The 18,348-nt window shown below is 42.2% G+C and carries 16 protein-coding genes; 11 read left to right on the plus strand and 5 right to left on the minus strand.

What is annotated here, in order from left to right; all coding sequences use genetic code 11:
- Positions 1-10: 10 nt before the first annotated feature.
- The 3 genes from WH214_RS15400 to WH214_RS15410 all read right to left on the minus strand — a co-directional run bounded on the left by WH214_RS15400 (position 11) and on the right by WH214_RS15410 (position 4,716).
- A complete protein-coding gene (locus WH214_RS15400) occupies positions 11-1,150 on the minus strand; it encodes a phospholipase A (RefSeq protein WP_339422559.1) in 1,140 nt (379 codons plus the stop codon).
- 17 nt (positions 1,151-1,167) lie between these two features.
- Positions 1,168-4,107 carry an insulinase family protein gene (locus tag WH214_RS15405; protein ID WP_339422558.1) on the minus strand — a complete coding sequence of 980 codons (2,940 nt, stop codon included), beginning with the start codon at positions 4,105-4,107 and terminating at the stop codon, positions 1,168-1,170.
- A 159-nt stretch (positions 4,108-4,266) separates the two neighbouring features.
- Positions 4,267-4,716 (minus strand): GNAT family N-acetyltransferase, encoded by a 450-nt coding sequence (locus WH214_RS15410; RefSeq protein ID WP_339422557.1) that lies wholly within the window; start codon positions 4,714-4,716, stop codon positions 4,267-4,269.
- 139 nt (positions 4,717-4,855) lie between these two features.
- On the opposite strand from WH214_RS15410, the gene WH214_RS15415 reads away from it, so the two are divergent.
- The 8 genes from WH214_RS15415 (at position 4,856) to WH214_RS15450 (ending at position 10,877) form a co-directional block, all read left to right on the plus strand.
- Positions 4,856-5,860: an adenosine kinase gene (locus WH214_RS15415; RefSeq protein ID WP_339993797.1), complete on the plus strand. Its 1,005-nt coding sequence runs from the start codon at positions 4,856-4,858 to the stop codon at positions 5,858-5,860.
- Between the two features lie 14 nt (positions 5,861-5,874).
- A complete protein-coding gene (locus WH214_RS15420) occupies positions 5,875-6,186 on the plus strand; it encodes a Rieske (2Fe-2S) protein (RefSeq protein WP_010326961.1) in 312 nt (103 codons plus the stop codon).
- A gap of 18 nt (positions 6,187-6,204) precedes the next feature.
- On the plus strand, positions 6,205-6,822 hold the full coding sequence (locus WH214_RS15425) for an OB-fold-containig protein (protein ID WP_087012400.1): 618 nt from the start codon (positions 6,205-6,207) through the stop codon (positions 6,820-6,822).
- Between the two features lie 709 nt (positions 6,823-7,531).
- Positions 7,532-7,723, plus strand: coding sequence for a cytochrome oxidase putative small subunit CydP (cydP, locus tag WH214_RS15430; protein WP_004696660.1), 192 nt, complete (start codon positions 7,532-7,534; stop codon positions 7,721-7,723).
- Positions 7,723-9,303: a cytochrome ubiquinol oxidase subunit I gene (locus WH214_RS15435; RefSeq protein ID WP_339993799.1), complete on the plus strand. Its 1,581-nt coding sequence runs from the start codon at positions 7,723-7,725 to the stop codon at positions 9,301-9,303. Before cydP ends, WH214_RS15435 begins: the two co-directional genes overlap by 1 nt.
- On the plus strand, positions 9,300-10,445 hold the full coding sequence (gene cydB / locus WH214_RS15440; RefSeq protein ID WP_004981849.1) for a cytochrome d ubiquinol oxidase subunit II: 1,146 nt from the start codon (positions 9,300-9,302) through the stop codon (positions 10,443-10,445). The genes WH214_RS15435 and cydB overlap by 4 nt, the downstream gene beginning before the upstream one ends.
- A gap of 24 nt (positions 10,446-10,469) precedes the next feature.
- Positions 10,470-10,571 carry a cytochrome bd-I oxidase subunit CydX gene (gene cydX / locus WH214_RS15445; RefSeq protein WP_002120988.1) on the plus strand — a complete coding sequence of 34 codons (102 nt, stop codon included), beginning with the start codon at positions 10,470-10,472 and terminating at the stop codon, positions 10,569-10,571.
- Between the two features lie 3 nt (positions 10,572-10,574).
- Positions 10,575-10,877, plus strand: coding sequence for a cyd operon YbgE family protein (locus WH214_RS15450; protein WP_004696655.1), 303 nt, complete (start codon positions 10,575-10,577; stop codon positions 10,875-10,877).
- 54 nt (positions 10,878-10,931) lie between these two features.
- Here WH214_RS15450 and WH214_RS15455 read toward each other — a convergent pair whose 3' ends face one another.
- Together WH214_RS15455 and WH214_RS15460 are read right to left on the minus strand one after the other, a co-directional pair.
- Positions 10,932-11,546 carry a MarC family protein gene (locus WH214_RS15455; RefSeq protein WP_004981851.1) on the minus strand — a complete coding sequence of 205 codons (615 nt, stop codon included), beginning with the start codon at positions 11,544-11,546 and terminating at the stop codon, positions 10,932-10,934.
- Positions 11,547-11,558: 12 nt separating this feature from the next.
- Positions 11,559-13,619: a choline transporter gene (locus WH214_RS15460; protein WP_332476731.1), complete on the minus strand. Its 2,061-nt coding sequence runs from the start codon at positions 13,617-13,619 to the stop codon at positions 11,559-11,561.
- 545 nt (positions 13,620-14,164) lie between these two features.
- On the opposite strand from WH214_RS15460, the gene betI reads away from it, so the two are divergent.
- The 3 genes from betI to betA all read left to right on the plus strand — a co-directional run bounded on the left by betI (position 14,165) and on the right by betA (position 18,040).
- A complete protein-coding gene (betI, locus tag WH214_RS15465) occupies positions 14,165-14,791 on the plus strand; it encodes a transcriptional regulator BetI (protein WP_339422556.1) in 627 nt (208 codons plus the stop codon).
- A complete protein-coding gene (gene betB, locus WH214_RS15470; protein ID WP_339422555.1) occupies positions 14,784-16,256 on the plus strand; it encodes a betaine-aldehyde dehydrogenase in 1,473 nt (490 codons plus the stop codon). Before betI ends, betB begins: the two co-directional genes overlap by 8 nt.
- Positions 16,257-16,375: 119 nt before the next feature.
- Entirely contained in the window at positions 16,376-18,040 is a 1,665-nt protein-coding gene (gene betA / locus WH214_RS15475; RefSeq protein WP_339422554.1) for a choline dehydrogenase, read from the plus strand.
- The last annotated feature ends 308 nt before the right edge of the window (positions 18,041-18,348 follow it).

Genomic DNA, 18,348 nt, shown 5'->3' on the forward strand with positions numbered 1-18,348 from the left:
TGTTTCTAAATTAGTACCAATTCATTAAGGACACGCCCAAGCCCACATAAGTCGCTCGGTGGTTATAATCAATTAAGCTTTCGCCATAACCATCAAACAACTGGAAATGGCCACGCAACTTCCCTGAAATAGGAAAAGCCCAGTCAAACTGTGCAGCACCACGCGAATCATCGCCACCTTTTAAGCTATGACGCAACATGAGTGAAAAGTCATGTTCATTCCAACGGTAGAATGCTGTTAAGTCACCTCGTCCAACATAATCCTTAATATCAGGGTTATTATCATCACCTGCATCTTCGTCTAAGCGATACCAAGGGCGCAGCATGAGCGCAAAGTTGTCTCTTTCAAAACCCACATTCAACATGACACGGTTCCAACTACGTGACAACGGATCGGAACGACCATTAGACTGGTGGTTGAAAGTTAATCCCAGTAAGCGACCATTTAAACCCAATAGTTCATAATTGGTACGGAAGACTAAACTGGCTTCAGGCTCATAGTTGGTTTCACGGAACGGACGTGATTCTTCACCGTTATACACCTGCCAACGAGAAGACTGGGTATAACCTAACCAAACATCACCATTGTCCCCAAATAAGTTTTCCACAGCTTTAGTTTTTAAAGACAATTGGAATTTCGCTTCCATTGACTTTAGGTTCTGATCTTCATCCACCGTATTGGTCGGATTTGGACTTTGCGGATATTCATTTTTATCTGTCGTCCAAAAACCAGGCATTAAATACACAGGTTGATAGGCACGAATATTCCAAGTCCCCAATTTACTTTCTGGTGAAAGCTCCCAACGACTATCCATTAAAGATAAATTTGGTGATATTTTAGGGCCTTCCGAAGCAAAGACAGAGCTTACACTTTGTGCAATCTTCCCTGTGATATTTTCAGGTTCTGGCGCAATTTCCATGGCTGCACGTTGTTCAGAAACAATACGTGGTTTTACCGCTTCAGGAATTTTAAATAATGCATCATAACAAGCCAAACGGTCTGCATTCGATGCCAATGCAACACATGCCTCGGCTGTTGCAGGAGCTGCAGGTACTTCGGAAATTTGTGCATGTGTTTTAGCGACACCCAAAGTACTGAGCACAGTCATGCTCAGTACTAAAGTTGAACGCTCAAATGATTTGAACGCCATATGACCCTCTTATTGTTTTACTGAACTTGTTGAATACTAAAACCTAACTCAATTAAAGTATCACGCTTCGCCATAGGTGCAACCACGGCTTTCGTTGGTTTTTGTTCAAGCAAGTATTGTACCGCCACACGTTGCAAGTCCTCTAAACCCACAGCCAAAAGACGGCTACGTAACTGCTTACGGAAAGCCGGTGTACGTGCATGTAAAAGTGCATAACATGCCGTAATCGCTTCACCCGCTGGCGAACCTGGTTTGTCCATACCAGCAATCAAACCTAAAATTGCTTCCTCAAGCTGATGTGGCTTTTGCTCAGTATTTAGCAACCATTGCACACTGGCTTCAAAGTCATTGAAGGTTTCAGCCAAACGCGGGTCACGGTAACTATAGAAGCGGAATGAGCATGCGTTGCCATCATAGCTTGCACCACCACCATAAGCCCCACCTTTTTCACGAATTGCACTGTGTAAGAAACCATTACGCAGGTACGCTGCCAGTACCATCAGCGGTGCAGCATCTGGATGTGACACCTCAACGGCTTGATAAGCCGATGAACAGAATTGAACATTGGCTTGAATTAACCACGCCTCATCTGCATCGGTATCGATCTGCTCAGCCGTTTTCAAACTTACAGTATGTTCAGGAATAGCTAACTTGTCCCACACATTTTGAACTTCTTCAACTAAACGGTCTGACTGATGTTCTTCACAGACCAACAAGAACTGTTTCGGTGCTTGTAAAAGTTTTAAATGAATCGCTTTTAATTCATTGATCAAATCATCATAAGCTGCTGCATCATTTTCAATACGGCTGACTAGATCGCCTAACCAGTTTAATGCACCCAAGCCTGTGTTGTGATAATCACGTTTTGCCAAAGCACTGTGGTTACGTCCTGCAATTTGCATGGCATAACTGTGGCCTGAACCTGAAAGACGTGATGCCCAACGGGTTTTGCGTTGTTGCAATAACTCAACAATGCGATCTTTTTCGTCAAAACGAAGTTGTTCAAATGCCAACTTCAACAAAGCAATACTGTCAAAATTACTCACCAACGATTTTGTGGTCAGCGTTAACCATGCACTGATTTGATTTTTGTCATTTACTTGAGAACGTAAAGAGGCGCCCATACCTAAACCACCACTCACCGCAGTTTGCAGTTGTTGTAGTTCTAAATAGTCATACTGGCCTGCACCGACCTCACCCATCAAAATAGACAGCAAGTTAAAGTAAGGTGATTGCACTACATCTTGCGGAATTTGGATCAGGACTTGATTGTAGTAAATACCATTCGTACCCGCATGATAAAGATTCAACGGATAATCGATACGATTTGAGATAATCTCGCGTAACTGCCCTTGTACAATTTGCAATTCAGCAGGCACATCTTCCAAGCCCACTTTCGGCAAAAGATTAAGGTCATCTGGGGTATCTTGACGGACTTTAAGTGCTTCAGTTTGTGCTTCAATTTTTGCTTTTTCAGCGTCTGTTAGCTGCGCACCAATTTCGGCTAAACGTGCTTTTTCTGCTGCTGCTTCCACTGTAGACTTATTGGCATCAGGCACCAAAGTCATTTGTACTCGGTGTGGGTTATCAATCAAATAGGTTTTGATTAAGTTTGACAACCACATTGGATCTTTGAGTTCTTCTTTCACCGCAGCAATGGCTGAGTCTACATCCCATACAGTGACTGGGTCGCTGTGGTGAATCGCACTACCCAAACCATTTAAAATGAGGCTTAGACCATAAGGCATGCCGTCGCCATTGATTTCACGTTGGTGCAATTCAATTTGATGTAAAATCGCATCCACCATGTTTTGGTCGACAGGTTTTGAAGCAACGTCTTCTAAAACCTTAAACACACCCGCTTTAAACTCAGCTGTATGTTCAGGGTTTGAACCTTGTACGCCACAGTAGAAGGTCATTTCGTAGTTTGAATCATCGACCCCCATAATCGGGCCAGTAGACTGTGCATAACCACAGGTCTCAAGGTAATGACGTAACGGAGAAGCCGAATCTTCTAACAACACACCTTCGACAAGGCGCATACCTAAGCGCAGTTTGATCTCACTGGCTTTAGGCAATAACCACGAAATGATGTGATAAGTTTTGTCTTTTAAATCTTCTGCATCTACCGCATAGGTTTCAGTCACTTCTAGCGGCGCAGTCAAACGGCGCTCTTCTTTAGAAAAGAGCGTTTCACCTTTTGAAAACTTCGCCAAAGCTAAAGTTTCAAACTGCTCTTGTAGATTGTAAGCAGGCTCATTACCAAAGGTCATGAAAACTGCGTTACTTGGGTGATAATGCGACTTGTAGAAATCCACCAACTCAGGGTAAGTCAAGTCTGGAATATCTTTAGGGTCGCCACCTGAGTTGTAGTGGTAAGTGGTTTCAGGAAATAAGTGATGCGCTAACTGATGATATAACTGGTCTGAAGGCGAACTCATTGCCCCTTTCATTTCGTTGAAAACCACACCTTTATAAACAGGCTCACCGTTTTCAAGCTCAATGCGGATCCCTTCTTGGGCAAAATCCAGCGGATTCAAATTGGCTGCAAAAGCCGCATCTAAATACACTTCAAGTAAATTTTGGAAATCTTTTTTATTCTGAGTCGCAAATGGATACGCTGTCCAGTCCGCCGCAGTAAAGGCGTTCATAAAAGTATTCAGTGAACGACGAATCATTAAAAAGAACGGATCACGAACAGGAAATTTTTCCGAACCACACAGTGCTGTGTGCTCTAAAATATGCGCTTCGCCTTTTGAATCCATAGGTTGGGTGCGAAATGCAACCAAGAATACATTTTCATCATGATTGGTGGCCAAGTGATAATGCACTGCCCCTGTGACTTTATGTTTATATTCAGACACTAAAATGTCTAAAGCTTCAACATGGTGTTGACGTACCAACTGAAACGCAGGATGTACAGTTTGAGAAATGGTTTCAGTGACATCTACAGTCATGTGATCTCCTAACAATAATTAATACACTGCCTGCATTATAGCTTTAGTTGTCAAAAAATTTCACGCTGAAAACCCGAGTAATTTGCTGCAAATTTGAAAAGCATCTCACTGCTTTCCAAATTTCAGTCTTTTTGAGGGAAGCGCTCTCAGAAAGTAAAACTAGATGAGATATTTAAAATAATTATAGTTCGGGTGACTTTCTACAAAAACATAGTTTTGCTTTTGATAAAAACTGGCTGCGGACAAATCTGCGGTATTTAAACACAGTGCAGAAAAGTTCGGACGTGCACATTTTTCTAAATGCGCCAACAACTGACGACCTACACCGCTCTTACGATATTTAGGATGTACATAAAAACGACGTACGCGCCCAATCCGCGCCTCGATTTCATTTTCACCCCATTGTTGATTTAAACCGCCACAGGCAATTAATTGGTCTTGATCATAGGCCAATAGCAATACTTCACCCTTTTGATCAAAACGGTTTTTTCCACTTTGATATTCTTCGATCAAGCGGGTCAACGGTTCATATCCTTCTTTTGCTGCAAGTTGTGCTAAAGCTTGTATTTGAGGAGGTAATTGTTCTGCCGCTTGAATTAAAATTTCCATCTAAACTTCCTTGAATATGAGCAAAGCCATTTCACTACATTTGCCACGTAAATAAAATGAATTTTCCTCAACAAACTACAGCAATCTTGAGCATTGGTGTAAAATGTCGCTTTATTTTCAATACGTGACGAAAAAAGACATGGCAACTGTTGATCTTTTTGCAATTGGTAATGCACTAATCGACCAAGAATTTAAAGTCTCTGACGACTTCCTTATTCAACAACATTTGCAAAAAGGCACTATGCAGTTAACTGATGGTGAAACACAAGCAGATCTTTACAAAAAATTAAAAGAAACACAAAGCTATAAAGGTCAGGCTTCAGGTGGTTCAGCAGCCAACACCACCGTTGCTTTTAGTGCCTTGGGTGCTTCAGCATTTTATGCATGCCGCGTGGGCAATGATGAACTAGGGCAAACTTACCTCAATGGTTTACACGAAGCAGGCATTAAAAACACTGAAAAATCAATCAGTGAAGGCGTAACAGGCACGTGTATGGTTTTAGTCAGTGAAGACTCTGAACGCACTATGCATACCTATTTGGGGATCACGGCCGAGTTAACTGAACAACAGATTGACTTTGAACCCTTAAAAACCGCGAAATGGCTCTATATCGAAGGCTATCTTTCAACCAGCGATAGCGCACGTGTAGCTGTTAAGCAGGCTCGTGAAATTGCCAAAGCCCATGGTGTTAAAATTGCATTAACCCTATCTGACCCTGCGATGGTGCAATACGCGCGTCATGGTCTAGATGAAATGATAGCGGATGGTGTGGACTTATTGTTCTGTAACCAGCAAGAAGCCATGATGTACACCGAAACTGAAACAGTTGAGGCGGCTTTAGCAAAACTTAAAACACTGAGCCAGCATGTGGTGATTACGCTTTCCGCTGAAGGTGCACTTATTTCAAATGCACAGGAAACATTTAATGTCGCAGGTCGTAAAGTACACGCTATCGATGCCAATGGTGCAGGTGATGCCTTTGCTGGTGCCTTCCTTTATGCAGTGAATGCGGGCTTAGGCTTACATACAGCTGCGCAACTTGCAATTTTGATTTCAAGTGAAGTGGTGTCTCAGATTGGCCCTCGTTTGGCTGTGGCAAATTACGCTGAATTGTTCCAACAACTGCAAAAGGAATGTGCATGATGCAAAAAATTTGCATGACGGAAGACATCCCAGAACGCGAAGCGCGCTCTTTTGAAACACCTAAAGGGGATACGATTTTTATCACCCAACGTGACGGCGCCTTCTTTGCTTACCAAAACATTTGCCCACATTTGCAAGTTGAACTTGAATTTTTGGAAAACCAGTTTTTAGACCGCGACCAAGAATTTATTGAATGTTCGACCCATGGTGCGCTATTTATGGTGGAAACAGGTGAATGCATTTCTGGCCCATGCCAAGGCGAAGCACTTGAAAAAGTAGCGATTACCGTGCATTCTGACGGTGGGATTTATCTCACAGAAGAATAATGAAATTGGACGTTCACCATGTATGAGTTGCTACATCACCCTGACTTGATGCTCTTTCATTTCAGCTTATTGACTTTAGTCATACTCAGCATGGTGGAAACCTTAGGCTACTTTTTTAAATCACGCCCAAGTCATTTCCTCAAAAGGCTCTCCCCGCAAAAACTAACTGAATCTCCACTGCTAGACGTTAAGTTTTCTAAAGTGCTGATTGTGGTTTTTCTCTTACTTAATTTTAGTGTTGCAGGTTATTTCCTTCAGTTCTGTATCTACGCCAAAGAACAAACGTTTACTTCGGCTTACTATCTAATCTTGCCCGCACTGATTATTGCAATTTTCTTTACCGTTTTTATGATCCACTGTTTGGATCAAGTTATTAAACCCAGACCAGATAAAAAACAAACCAACTTACTGGGTCGTCTGGCGACCATCTCCAGCGGGAATGCACGCCCCGGTTTTTCGGCTCAAGCTCGCGTTCGCGATGAATACGGCCAACTCCACTATGTACAAGTTGAGCCTGAGTTTGGTGAGCTTGAGTTTCAGTCACAAATTATTCTCATTCGTCTAAAAAAGTCGCATTACATAGCAAAGAAAATTTCAAAATCCAATCAACTTTTTAGCGGCGAAAGTACGCGCTAAACAAACACTCAATCAAATCCCATTTCAACGCTGTACGTCTGTATGAGCATGTTTATCCTTTGCCATGGCCTACACTACCCCTACCAAGATCTTGATACAGCGTCAACCTCCAACAAACGCCTCACAACGTGCTGTTTAAATCGAACCCTTGCCTCATCTTCTTGCTCAATCTTTTCAAAGCAATCTTTCATTTACAATCCAGCTTTCTGGATTCTAAGAAAATTTACCCAGAATAAGCTCAGGATGAGAATTTTACTCCCCGCCTCTGCCTTCAAGCTTATATGACACAATAAAAGACTTTTTAAATATTAATTCGATTTTCAATTCCTAATTTCCTTGTGATGTATGCGACAGATCAAATCATCCATGATTCATATCCGTTAAAATCCATCATTTAAAAGCCCTATCACTTTTATTATCTTAAGACGAATTATCAATAAAATAACGATGAACGTTAAATATAAGCGTTTTAGTCGGATTTAAAATAAATATATACAAGTATTTTAGTCAGGTATTTAAATATAAACATAAGTAATTTGGTCAACTTTAAAATACAAAAATATTAGTTTATTTTTCATCACATCATTATTTTAAGTTTATGTATTTAAAAGACTTAATAATATATTTTTTATTTAAGTTTAAAGACTATTTATCTTTTGTATGTTTTTGTTTAATAATATAAAGCAAGTTAAAAAATAGGCTTTGTGAAATGAGCTTAGTCCCCAAAAATCTCAATCAAAAAGTCACCAGAGAGATTGTGGCCATTTTAATCATTAAGGTGATTATTTTAATGGTCATTAAGAACATCTGGTTTGACGCCCCGACTATTCCTAAAAATTTTGACAATCAAGTTGCTGAGCGTATTGCAGGCAATCCATCCCCAATCAAGGAGACACGTTGATGATATCTGAAAGCGTGGTCGATCTTTCGCGGTTCCAGTTCGCTATGACCGCGATGTATCACTTTATTTTTGTTCCACTTACACTGGGGCTTGCCTTTATTCTTGCCATTATGGAAACCACCTATGTGATTTCAGGTAAAGAAATTTATAAAGACATGACCAAGTTTTGGGGGAAACTCTTCGGTATTAACTTCGCTTTAGGGGTCACTACTGGCTTAACCATGGAGTTCCAGTTCGGGACTAACTGGGCATATTACTCTCACTATGTGGGGGATATTTTCGGTGCTCCATTAGCCATTGAAGGATTAATGGCATTCTTCTTAGAATCGACATTCATCGGTCTGTTCTTCTTTGGATGGGATCGCTTATCCAAAGTGCAGCACTTATGTGTGACATGGCTGGTTGCACTCGGTTCTAATATGTCTGCCTTATGGATTTTGGTTGCAAATGGTTGGATGCAAAACCCTGTCGGTTCTGTATTTAACTATGAAACCATGCGCATGGAACTGGTCGATTTTTGTGCTATCATTTTTAACCCAGTTGCACAGGTAAAATTTGTACATACCGTGTCTGCGGGTTATGTGACAGGCGCGATTTTCGTCCTTGCTATTTCAAGCTACTACTTACTGAAAAAACGCGATATTCCGTTTGCGCGTCGTTCATTTGCCATTGCCGCAATTTTTGGTTTAGCTTCAACACTTTCAGTGATTTTACTGGGCGATGAGTCAGGTTATGAACTGGGTGATGTTCAAAAAACTAAACTCGCGGCCATTGAAGCGGAATGGGATACTCACCCTGCACCTGCACCCTTTACTTTGTTTGGTATTCCAAATAAAGAAACCATGACTACAGATTATGCAGTGAAAATTCCATATGTGATGGGTCTTATTGCAACACGTTCTTTAGACAAAGAAGTGACTGGCATTAAAGATTTGATCGTACAACACGAAGATCGTATTCGTAACGGTATGGTGGCTTACTCACAACTGGAAAAACTACGTGCGGGTGATACTTCTCCAGAGCTAAAAGCTGCCTTTGCTGAAACTCAAAAAGACTTGGGTTATGGCTTACTGCTGAAGAAATACACACCAAATGTGGTTGATGCATCTGAAGATCAAATCAAATCTGCTGCAAAAGACACGATTCCGCACGTGCCAAGCTTATTCTGGGCATTCCGTGCCATGGTTGTATCTGGTTTCCTTATGCTGTTGTTATTTGCTCTAGCAACCTTTGCTGTGGCAAAACGCAATGCAGAAAACAAACCATGGTTACTGAAGTTCGCACTTTTCGCTCTGCCTCTACCATGGATTGCTGCACAAACAGGTTGGTATGTTGCAGAAGTAGGTCGTCAGCCGTGGACGATTGGTGAAGTTTTACCTACACACTTGTCAGCATCGAGCTTAAGCACAGGTGATGTATGGGGTTCTATCGCTGCCTTAGCTGCGTTCTATACCGTTCTTTTGATTATTGAAATGTATTTAATGATCAAATTCTCACGTCTTGGTCCAAGTTCGCTTCACACTGGTAAATACCACTTTGAAAAACTTGAAGCAGCTCGTAATGAGGAGACTCAAGCATGATCGAATATGAATTACTCAAAATTATCTGGTGGGTTCTGGTCGGTGTCCTTCTTATTGGCTTCGCTCTCACCGATGGCTTCGATATGGGCTCTATGGCGATCATGCCATTTGTGGGCAAAACAGATGAAGAACGCCGTGCAGCCATCAATACCATTGCTCCGCACTGGGACGGTAACCAAGTTTGGTTCATTACTGCTGGCGGTGCATTGTTTGCCGCATGGCCAATGGTTTATGCAACTGCATTCTCAGGCATGTATTGGGCGCTACTGTTGGTACTGTTTGCCCTATTCTTACGACCTGTAGGTTTTGACTACCGCTCTAAACTACAAAATACCAAATGGCGTACGTCATGGGACTGGGGTTTAGCAGTTGGTGGTGCTGTGCCTGCGCTGGTCTTCGGTGTAGCATTTGGTAACATGTTCTTAGGCGTGCCGTTTAGTTTAGATGACACTGTTCGTTCAACTTATACAGGGAGCTTCTTTGCCCTGCTTAACCCATTTGCATTAGTCTGCGGCCTAGTTAGCTTATCAATGTTGTGTGCACACGGCGGTGCATGGCTCATGCTTCGTACCGATGGTGACTTACGCAGACGCTCAGCACAAGCAACGAAACTGATGGGCATTGTTTATCTCATCTGTTTTTTAGGTGCTGGTGCTTGGTTGTACTTCGGTGGAATCGAAGGTTATACCTTAGTCACTCCATTTGACACCAACGGTGTTGCTAACCCATTGGCAAAAGAAGTCTTGACTAATGCCAACCATGGCTGGATGAACAACTACTCGACTTACCCAATTACCATGATTGCGCCTATCGCAGGTATCTTAGGTGGTTTGATTGTGGTGCTTGCAGCAGGCAAAAACAAAGCGGGCTTTAGCTTCTTAGGTTCAAGTTTAGCGGTCGTGGGTGCAATTTTAACTGCTGGTTTTGCGCTGTTCCCATTCTTAATGCCATCAAGCATTCAACCTGTTGCAAGCTTGACCATGTGGGATGCAGTTTCAAGTAAAACGACGTTAACTGTAATGACAGTTGCTGCATGTATCTTTGTCCCACTCATTTTGTGCTATACCACTTGGTGTTACTACAAAATGTGGGGTGTTATTACCAACACACACATTAAAGAGAATTCACACAGCCTTTACTAAGGCTGTGTCTAAGGAGATCAAATTATGTGGTATTTTGCATGGATTCTCGGCATTTTGATGGCTTGCTTTGCAGGTGTACTCAGTGCTTTGTATATCGAACACCATCAAGACCTTGATGAGGAATAAACCATGACAGACGTTGCTATGGAAAACCAAACTGTAGATAAAAAGCCGAACAAATTTGCGATGCTAATTTCCTGCCTATTGGCTTTTCCACTTGCAGCGGTGTTGTTAGTGCATCCTGCTGCTATGTTGGATGACAATGGTCACTATAGCCACAGTGCGCTGATGTATATCATGATTGGTATCTCAGGTGGCTTTATCCACGGTGTTGGCTTCGTGCCACGCCACTGGATTTGGAAATGGCTGTTTAGCCCGTTTCTATCGTGGCCACTGATGATCTGGGGTTATTACACTTGGTTCTTCAGTTAAATAAAAAAGCCCTCATTGACTGAGGGCTTTTTTATTGTCTGCTATTTGTGGATTCTACATTTCAGCCATGACACCAATAATGCCATTAATAATCATATCTACCGCAATGGTTCCAATCAGTAAGGCCGACAGTCTCCCAACAATATCAACATAACGGTCAATATATTTGGCATGCTTATAGCGCAAATGATCATGTGCAAATTTCATTAAAATCATCAAGCCACAGGTCAACGCCAACGTCAGGAAAATAATCATGGCTGCGCCACTGATTGGCAGTGCCATACCTGTCACCACAGCAGCACTGATGGTTCCTGGACCAATCATAAAAGGCATCGCAATGGTTCCTGCCAAATGCTCAGGCGCACCACGCATTTCACCAATGGTATCTGCCCCCTGAAACACGTAGCGATAACCAATCACCAAGAAGATCAGACCACCAAATATTTGAAAGGCTTCAAAGCGTACATTTAAATATTTACTAAAAATCGCTTCTCCGCCCCATGCAAACAGCATAAATACTATAAAGGCAATGAGACAACCCTGAATCAAGGCCTTATTAAACACTTTAGCTTCGGAGTTCCGAATCATGCCAATCATGTAAATACTCATTAAAAACGGATTCAGCAATGAGAAAAACAAAGCAAAAGCATGTAAATATGAGGTCAACATGGTTCCTCCTAATTATCCTTGAGGGTCTGGAAATAAGGGACGATTCCCCGGACTGATTCGATTGATATGTAAGAAGGTCATGTGACGTTCATAACGATCCAGCACATCATTAATCACTTGCTCTTTGGTATAACCAACAAGGTCGTTGCCTTGAGAACCTTCATACAAATAGGTTTCAAGACGGTAGTAGAACCGTTTACCCAGTTTGCCACGCTCACTAAAGGTCGGCGCGATATAACGCACTGGCCAAATTTGATAGACAAAGTTTTGTTCTTCTTCCAAATGTATCATCAAATCTAAGTGATACAGATTTGGGTCTTCTTCTAGTGCACTCTCTTGAACACTGATGTCGATACCTCGTTTTTGCATTTCCTCTGCAACCGCCATCACAGCCGGTCGGCAAATGTCATCGAGCATACGCCGAGTATCAGTTGTTCCTGGATGGTGCATGACTCGGGACAAACGCTTTTTCCAGTTGAGGATGTCGACATTGCCCACCACGGGTGCGGCATTTAAACTGCTACTGGCTTGTCGGTAGTCTTCTAACCGCAGTGATTTATACAAACCTGCCATGACCAAGAACATCACAAAACTAAACGGCAACCCCATAATAATCGTGGCATTTTGTAGTGCCGTAATCCCGTTAGCCATCAACATTGCAAGGGTCAACAAACCAATAGCTACAGCCCAAAATACGCTCAACCATCGCGGCGCATCATGGTCAACATTGGTAAATTGAGTGGTGAAATTACCCAATACCAGTGCACCAGAGTCCGCTGAGGTCACATAAAAGAGTAAGCCAGTAATTGTGGCTACACCTGCAATAAACGGAAACCATGGATACTGTGCTAGCAAGTCATAGAAACCATGTGCTGGGTTGGCAATGACACTTTGTGCAAGGGCTAAATTACCATCAAAAATCACACTATGTAGTGCACTATTTCCAAAAATTGATAACCACGTAAGTGTGAAAAACAGAGGAATAATGAGAGTTCCACTAACAAACTCACGAATGGTTCGACCACGTGAAATACGTGCTAAAAACAAACCTACAAATGGTGACCAAGCCACCCACCATGCCCAAAAGAATAATGTCCAACTGTTCATCCATTCTTTCGGTTGTTGAAAGGCAAAACTCTCCAAAGTCATACTTGGAAAACGGTTAATGTAGTCCCCAATATTTTGCACAAAAGCATTCAATAGAAATTCGGTATTGCCTAAAAACAAAATAAATAGCATCAACCCGACAGAAACATAAATATTGATCTCGGAGAGAACTCGCAGTCCCTTATTCACCCCTGAAGTCACTGAAATAATGGTCATTACCACCGCAACCACAATTAATGCAGTTTGCATCCAGAGGTTTTCGGGTAAATCGAACAACACATGTAAGCCGTAGTTCAGCTGTACCACCCCAATTCCGCAGGTCGTAGCAATACCAAAGATAGTCCCGATAACTGCTGCGGTATCAACACTATGACCAATCGGCCCATGAATCTTATTCCCAAAGATCGGATATAAAGCAGAGCGAATGGTCAGTGGTAGATTATAGCGATAACTGAAATACCCCAATGCCATGCCAATCAAGGCATACATACACCACCCAGTTAATCCATAGTGAAACAGCGTCCACACCATGCCTTGACGTGCAGCTTCTAGGGTCTGCCCCTCACCCACAGGTGGATGCATATAGTGGGATAAAGGTTCCGCCACCGAGAAGAACATTAAATCGATGCCGATCCCAGCTGAGAACAACATTGCAGACCAACTTAAAAGACTAAATTCAGGTTTGGAATGTTTGGGGCCTAATTTGATGTTGCCATAGCGAGAACAGGCAATAAAAATGACAAAGACCATATACAAGGTCGCTGCCAGTAAGTAATACCAACTAAAAGTTGAACTTACCCATGCCAAGACCGTATTTAAGGTCCGATTAGCAAAATCATTAAACAAAATGGTAGTAAGAGAAAAAATTAAAATAATGAGAGCTGAAATATAAAAGACCACACCATTTAAACGGTCTTTAGGCGCTAATGTTTGATCATCAACTGCTCTTGGATTATCTGTCGCCATACAATCCTCAAGAAAGTAAATAAAAAAGACAAAAGCCAATTTTTAAACTTCTCGTGATCGAGAGCTTAAAAATCGACTAACGAAAACGACAGTATTTTTATCAGGAATAAAAACGCTATCTTCTTTAAACCTGAAGGTCTAAATCATTTATGAGGTGCATTTGCTACACAGTTTTAAAATGTGAGCCACCCTTATTCATCGATATTTCGATAGGAATCTTACACATATCTCCCTTCAACATGACTATAAGAGTTTTCTCAGCTCAAAAAAAGTATAAAACCGTAAGCCTATAGCTCATCAGCTCACTTTTCTGAAAGATGTCCTGAGATTAAACCCTTATGACACATCCTTTTGATAAATAAAAAGTTATGTCGAATACTCAAAGCAATTTAGCAATATTTTGCTTTGAATTTAACCATAAGTGTACTTTTTATTGATTGAACGTTCAATCAATAAAAAGTATCATAAAAAAATGCTATGATGCTTTCCATGTAAGTTATTGAATCTAACGCCTTTAAATTTAAGGCAAATTGTTCTGGATTGTCATGAATAAACGTAGAGTAAAACCTGAGCATGAGCGCCGTGAAGAAATCATTAATGCTGCCTATGCAGTCATTTATGAAGTGGGCTTATCCAACACCACCATTGCTCAAATTGCGAAAAAAGCACAGCTTTCTACGGGCATTGTGAGTCATTATTTTGGTGATAAACAAGGCCTTATTCACAGTTGCATGCGTCAAATGCTCAATGTCTTAGCTGAAACCATGGCGAGCTATAAAGCAAAGGTGGCGCAGCCCAGTCCAGAACATTCGCTCAAAGCCATTATTGATGCCAACTTTGACATCAGTCAGGTCAACAACACTGCTATGCGGGTTTGGCTCGATTTTTGGTCTGCCAGTATGCACCTACCCGACTTAGGTCGGCTGCAACGAATTAATGATCAACGGCTTTATTCAAATTTGAAGTTTCATTTCTTGCAGCTCATGCCAAAGGCCCAAGCAAGCCAAGCCGCTAAAGGGCTAGCAGCACTGATTGATGGCTTATGGTTACGTGGAAGTTTAAGTGGTCATCAAGCATTTGATCGTGATTTGGCACGTTCTATTGCATACGACTATGTCGATATGCAACTTCGCTTAATTCAACAGATACGGCAGGAACAACAAAATGAATAATGTACAGCTTCACTCGCTTTATATTCACGGACAATATGTCAATGCCACCAGTGGTCAAAGCTTTGACAGTATCAACCCTGCTACAGGTCAGGTCATTGCCACTATTCAGCAAGCCTCTAAAGCTGATGTCGATTCAGCTGTGCAAAGTGCTGTACAAGGACAGCGTGAATGGGCTGCCAAAACAGCGGTCGAACGCGCCCGTATTTTACGTCGTGCAGTCGATATTTTACGCGCTCATAATGACGAGTTAGCTCGCCTAGAAACACTGGATACAGGGAAAGCGTTCAGTGAAACCTCTACTGTCGATATTGTCACTGGTGCAGACGTTTTAGAGTACTACGCAGGACTTGCAACGGCCATTCAAGGTGAACAAGTGCCGCTACGTGAAAGTAGTTTTTTCTACACACGCCGTGAACCCTTAGGTGTGGTGGCAGGCATTGGTGCTTGGAATTATCCAATCCAAATAGCACTTTGGAAATCAGCTCCGGCCCTTGCTGCTGGGAATGCCATGATTTTTAAACCCAGCGAAGTGACCCCTCTTACCGCCTTAAAGTTGGCAGAGATCTATACTGAAGCAGGCGTACCTGCTGGGGTTTTCAACGTTGTACAAGGTTTTGGTGCTGAAGTGGGTCAATGGTTGACTGAACACCCAGATATTCAAAAAATTTCATTCACAGGTGGTGTGGCAACGGGTAAAAAGGTCATGGCCAGTGCTGCAGCTTCTAGTCTCAAAAAAGTCACCATGGAGCTCGGTGGAAAATCACCTCTGATTATTTGTGCCGATGCCAACCTTGATCGCGCAGCCGATATTGCGGTGATGGCGAACTTCTTTAGCTCAGGTCAAGTATGTACCAATGGCACCCGTGTGTTTGTACCACAAACCCTCAAGACTGCATTTGAACAAGCAGTGATTGAGCGTGTAAAACGTATCCGTATCGGTGACCCGATGCAGGCTGAAACCAACTTTGGACCTTTAGTCAGCTTTCCGCATATGGAAAAAGTCTTGTCTTATATTGAGTCAGGCAAACAACAAGGTGCGACCTTATTGATTGGTGGACAACGTGCCACTGAAGCAGCACTTGCTCAAGGTGCATATGTATTACCAACCGTGTTCACTGACTGTCATGACGACATACACATTGTGCAAGATGAAATCTTTGGTCCAGTTATGAGCATTTTAAGCTATGACAGTATTGAAGAAGCCGTTCAGCGTGCCAACAACACCAGTTATGGATTAGCTGCGGGTGTGGTAACACAAGATATTTCCCAAGCACATCGTATTATCCATCAGCTTGAGGCAGGTATTTGCTGGATTAATACATGGGGTGAATCCCCTGCTGAAATGCCTGTAGGTGGTTATAAACAGTCAGGAGTCGGACGTGAAAATGGCATCACCACACTTGAACACTATACTCGCATCAAATCAGTTCAAGTTGAACTGGGTGAATACCAAAGTATTTTTTAAAGTCTGAATTTTAACTATCTAAATCCTTACTCCATTTTTATTTATTCTTTTTTCATCCTCAACTCAACATGTGGCCACGTTCTCATGCAACGTGGCCCTGCCATAGAAAAAGGATCATTATGCATTCTCAACACTACGATTATATTATTATTGGTGCAGGTTCTGCGGGTAACGTACTGGCTGCTCGCTTAACTGAAGACCCCAATGTTTCAGTGCTGTTACTCGAAGCGGGTGGACCTGATTATCGCCTCGACTTTCGCACCCAAATGCCTGCGGCTTTGGCCTATCCCTTACAAGGCCGTCGTTATAACTGGGCGTATTTAACCGACCCAGAACCCCACATGAACAACCGCCGTATGGAATGTGGTCGCGGCAAAGGCTTAGGTGGTTCGTCCCTCATTAATGGCATGTGTTATATCCGTGGAAATGCCATGGATTTAGAACAATGGGCCAGCCTTAAAGGTCTTGAAAATTGGAGTTATGCGGACTGCCTGCCTTACTACAAAAAAGCTGAAACCCGTGATATTGGTGGCAATGATTATCATGGCGATGCTGGCCCTGTTTCTGTAGCCACACCTAAAGCAGACAATAATGTTTTATTCCACGCCATGGTTGAAGCGGGTGTGCAAGCAGGCTATCCACGCACCGATGACTTAAATGGTTATCAACAAGAAGGTTTCGGTCCAATGGATCGAACCGTAACCCCTAAAGGTCGACGTTCAAGCACCGCACGTGGCTATTTGGATATGGCCAAAGGTCGCGCGAATCTAACTATTATTACCCACGCCATGACCAATCAAATTTTGTTCAATGGCAAACAAGCGATTGGTGTTGAATATATTCAAGGTGCTAATCAAAACAACTTGCTTCAGGTCTATGCCGATAAGGAAGTTCTACTCTGTGCTGGAGCGATTGCATCACCGCAAATTTTGCAACGTTCGGGTGTTGGTTCAAGTACTTTACTTCAGTCTCTCGACATTCCAGTCGTGCATGACTTACCGGGTGTCGGTGAAAACCTGCAAGACCATTTAGAAATGTACTTACAATATAAGTGTAAGCAACCTGTTTCTCTCTACCCTGCTTTAAAATGGCAAAAACAACCTGCAATTGGTGCAGAGTGGTTGTTTAACGGAACAGGGATTGGAGCAAGCAACCAGTTTGAAGCAGGCGGCTTTATTCGATCATCCAAAGAGTTTGCTTGGCCAAATATTCAATACCACTTCTTGCCTGTTGCGATTAACTATAATGGCAGCAATGCCGTCAAAGAGCATGGCTTCCAAGCCCATGTCGGTTCGATGCGCTCACCTTCACGCGGTCGAGTACAGGTGACATCTAAAAACCCTTTCGATCATCCAAGTATTTTATTTAACTACATGTCGACAGAACAAGACTGGCAGGAATTTCGTGACGCGATTCGAATCACCCGCGAAATTATGCAGCAACCTGCGCTTGATCCTTACCGTGGCGAAGAAATCAGTCCTGGAAAAGATGTGAGTAGCGATGCTGAATTAGACGAATTTGTGCGTAATCACGCTGAAACGGCTTATCATCCATCCTGTAGTTGTAAAATGGGTGAAGATGATATGGCGGCAGTCGATGGACAAGGTCGTGTGCATGGCCTGCAAAGTTTACGTGTGGTGGATGCATCGATTATGCCGCTGATTATCACAGGTAACTTAAATGCAACCACCATTATGATGGCTGAAAAAATCGCGGATCAAATCCGTGGCCGCAAAGCCCTACCTCGTTCTCATGCACCTTTTTATCAAGCTGAAACTGAATAAGTTTTAATAGCTCAGCACCTGACTTTAATTAGCTTTAAAATAATAAAGTCAGGTGATTATTCATTTTTTCTTAAACAACAATGCTGAGTTTTGTATAAACAGTGCTATTTCTATTAGCATCCAATTTATACATTTTAGCTTTTAAAAAATTGAATGCCTGTATATATATTCAACATCAATATCTTAATTATCAAATCTTAACAAAAATAAAAACCAACAAAAACAATGATTAATATTGCACATCACTCATATTTATAGTTTAACCCAACTCATTTACAATAAAAATTACTAAGTCAATACATATTTAG

Source organism: Acinetobacter sp. MYb191, from assembly GCF_037572605.1.
GTDB classification, from domain to species: Bacteria; Pseudomonadota; Gammaproteobacteria; order Pseudomonadales; family Moraxellaceae; genus Acinetobacter; species Acinetobacter johnsonii.

Excerpts from the sequence above, each read along its gene's own strand:
- WH214_RS15400 (WP_339422559.1), bottom strand. The coding sequence starts at position 1,150 with ATGGCGTTCAAATCATTTGAGCGTTCAACTTTAGTACTGAGCATGACT.
- WH214_RS15405 (WP_339422558.1), bottom strand. The coding sequence starts at position 4,107 with ATGACTGTAGATGTCACTGAAACCATTTCTCAAACTGTACATCCTGCG.
- WH214_RS15410 (WP_339422557.1), bottom strand. The coding sequence starts at position 4,716 with ATGGAAATTTTAATTCAAGCGGCAGAACAATTACCTCCTCAAATACAA.
- WH214_RS15415 (WP_339993797.1), top strand. The coding sequence starts at position 4,856 with ATGGCAACTGTTGATCTTTTTGCAATTGGTAATGCACTAATCGACCAA.
- WH214_RS15420 (WP_010326961.1), top strand. The coding sequence starts at position 5,875 with ATGACGGAAGACATCCCAGAACGCGAAGCGCGCTCTTTTGAAACACCT.
- WH214_RS15425 (WP_087012400.1), top strand. The coding sequence starts at position 6,205 with ATGTATGAGTTGCTACATCACCCTGACTTGATGCTCTTTCATTTCAGC.
- cydP (WP_004696660.1), top strand. The coding sequence starts at position 7,532 with ATGAGCTTAGTCCCCAAAAATCTCAATCAAAAAGTCACCAGAGAGATT.
- WH214_RS15435 (WP_339993799.1), top strand. The coding sequence starts at position 7,723 with ATGATATCTGAAAGCGTGGTCGATCTTTCGCGGTTCCAGTTCGCTATG.
- cydB (WP_004981849.1), top strand. The coding sequence starts at position 9,300 with ATGATCGAATATGAATTACTCAAAATTATCTGGTGGGTTCTGGTCGGT.
- cydX (WP_002120988.1), top strand. The coding sequence starts at position 10,470 with ATGTGGTATTTTGCATGGATTCTCGGCATTTTGATGGCTTGCTTTGCA.
- WH214_RS15450 (WP_004696655.1), top strand. The coding sequence starts at position 10,575 with ATGACAGACGTTGCTATGGAAAACCAAACTGTAGATAAAAAGCCGAAC.
- WH214_RS15455 (WP_004981851.1), bottom strand. The coding sequence starts at position 11,546 with ATGTTGACCTCATATTTACATGCTTTTGCTTTGTTTTTCTCATTGCTG.
- WH214_RS15460 (WP_332476731.1), bottom strand. The coding sequence starts at position 13,619 with ATGGCGACAGATAATCCAAGAGCAGTTGATGATCAAACATTAGCGCCT.
- betI (WP_339422556.1), top strand. The coding sequence starts at position 14,165 with ATGAATAAACGTAGAGTAAAACCTGAGCATGAGCGCCGTGAAGAAATC.
- betB (WP_339422555.1), top strand. The coding sequence starts at position 14,784 with ATGAATAATGTACAGCTTCACTCGCTTTATATTCACGGACAATATGTC.
- betA (WP_339422554.1), top strand. The coding sequence starts at position 16,376 with ATGCATTCTCAACACTACGATTATATTATTATTGGTGCAGGTTCTGCG.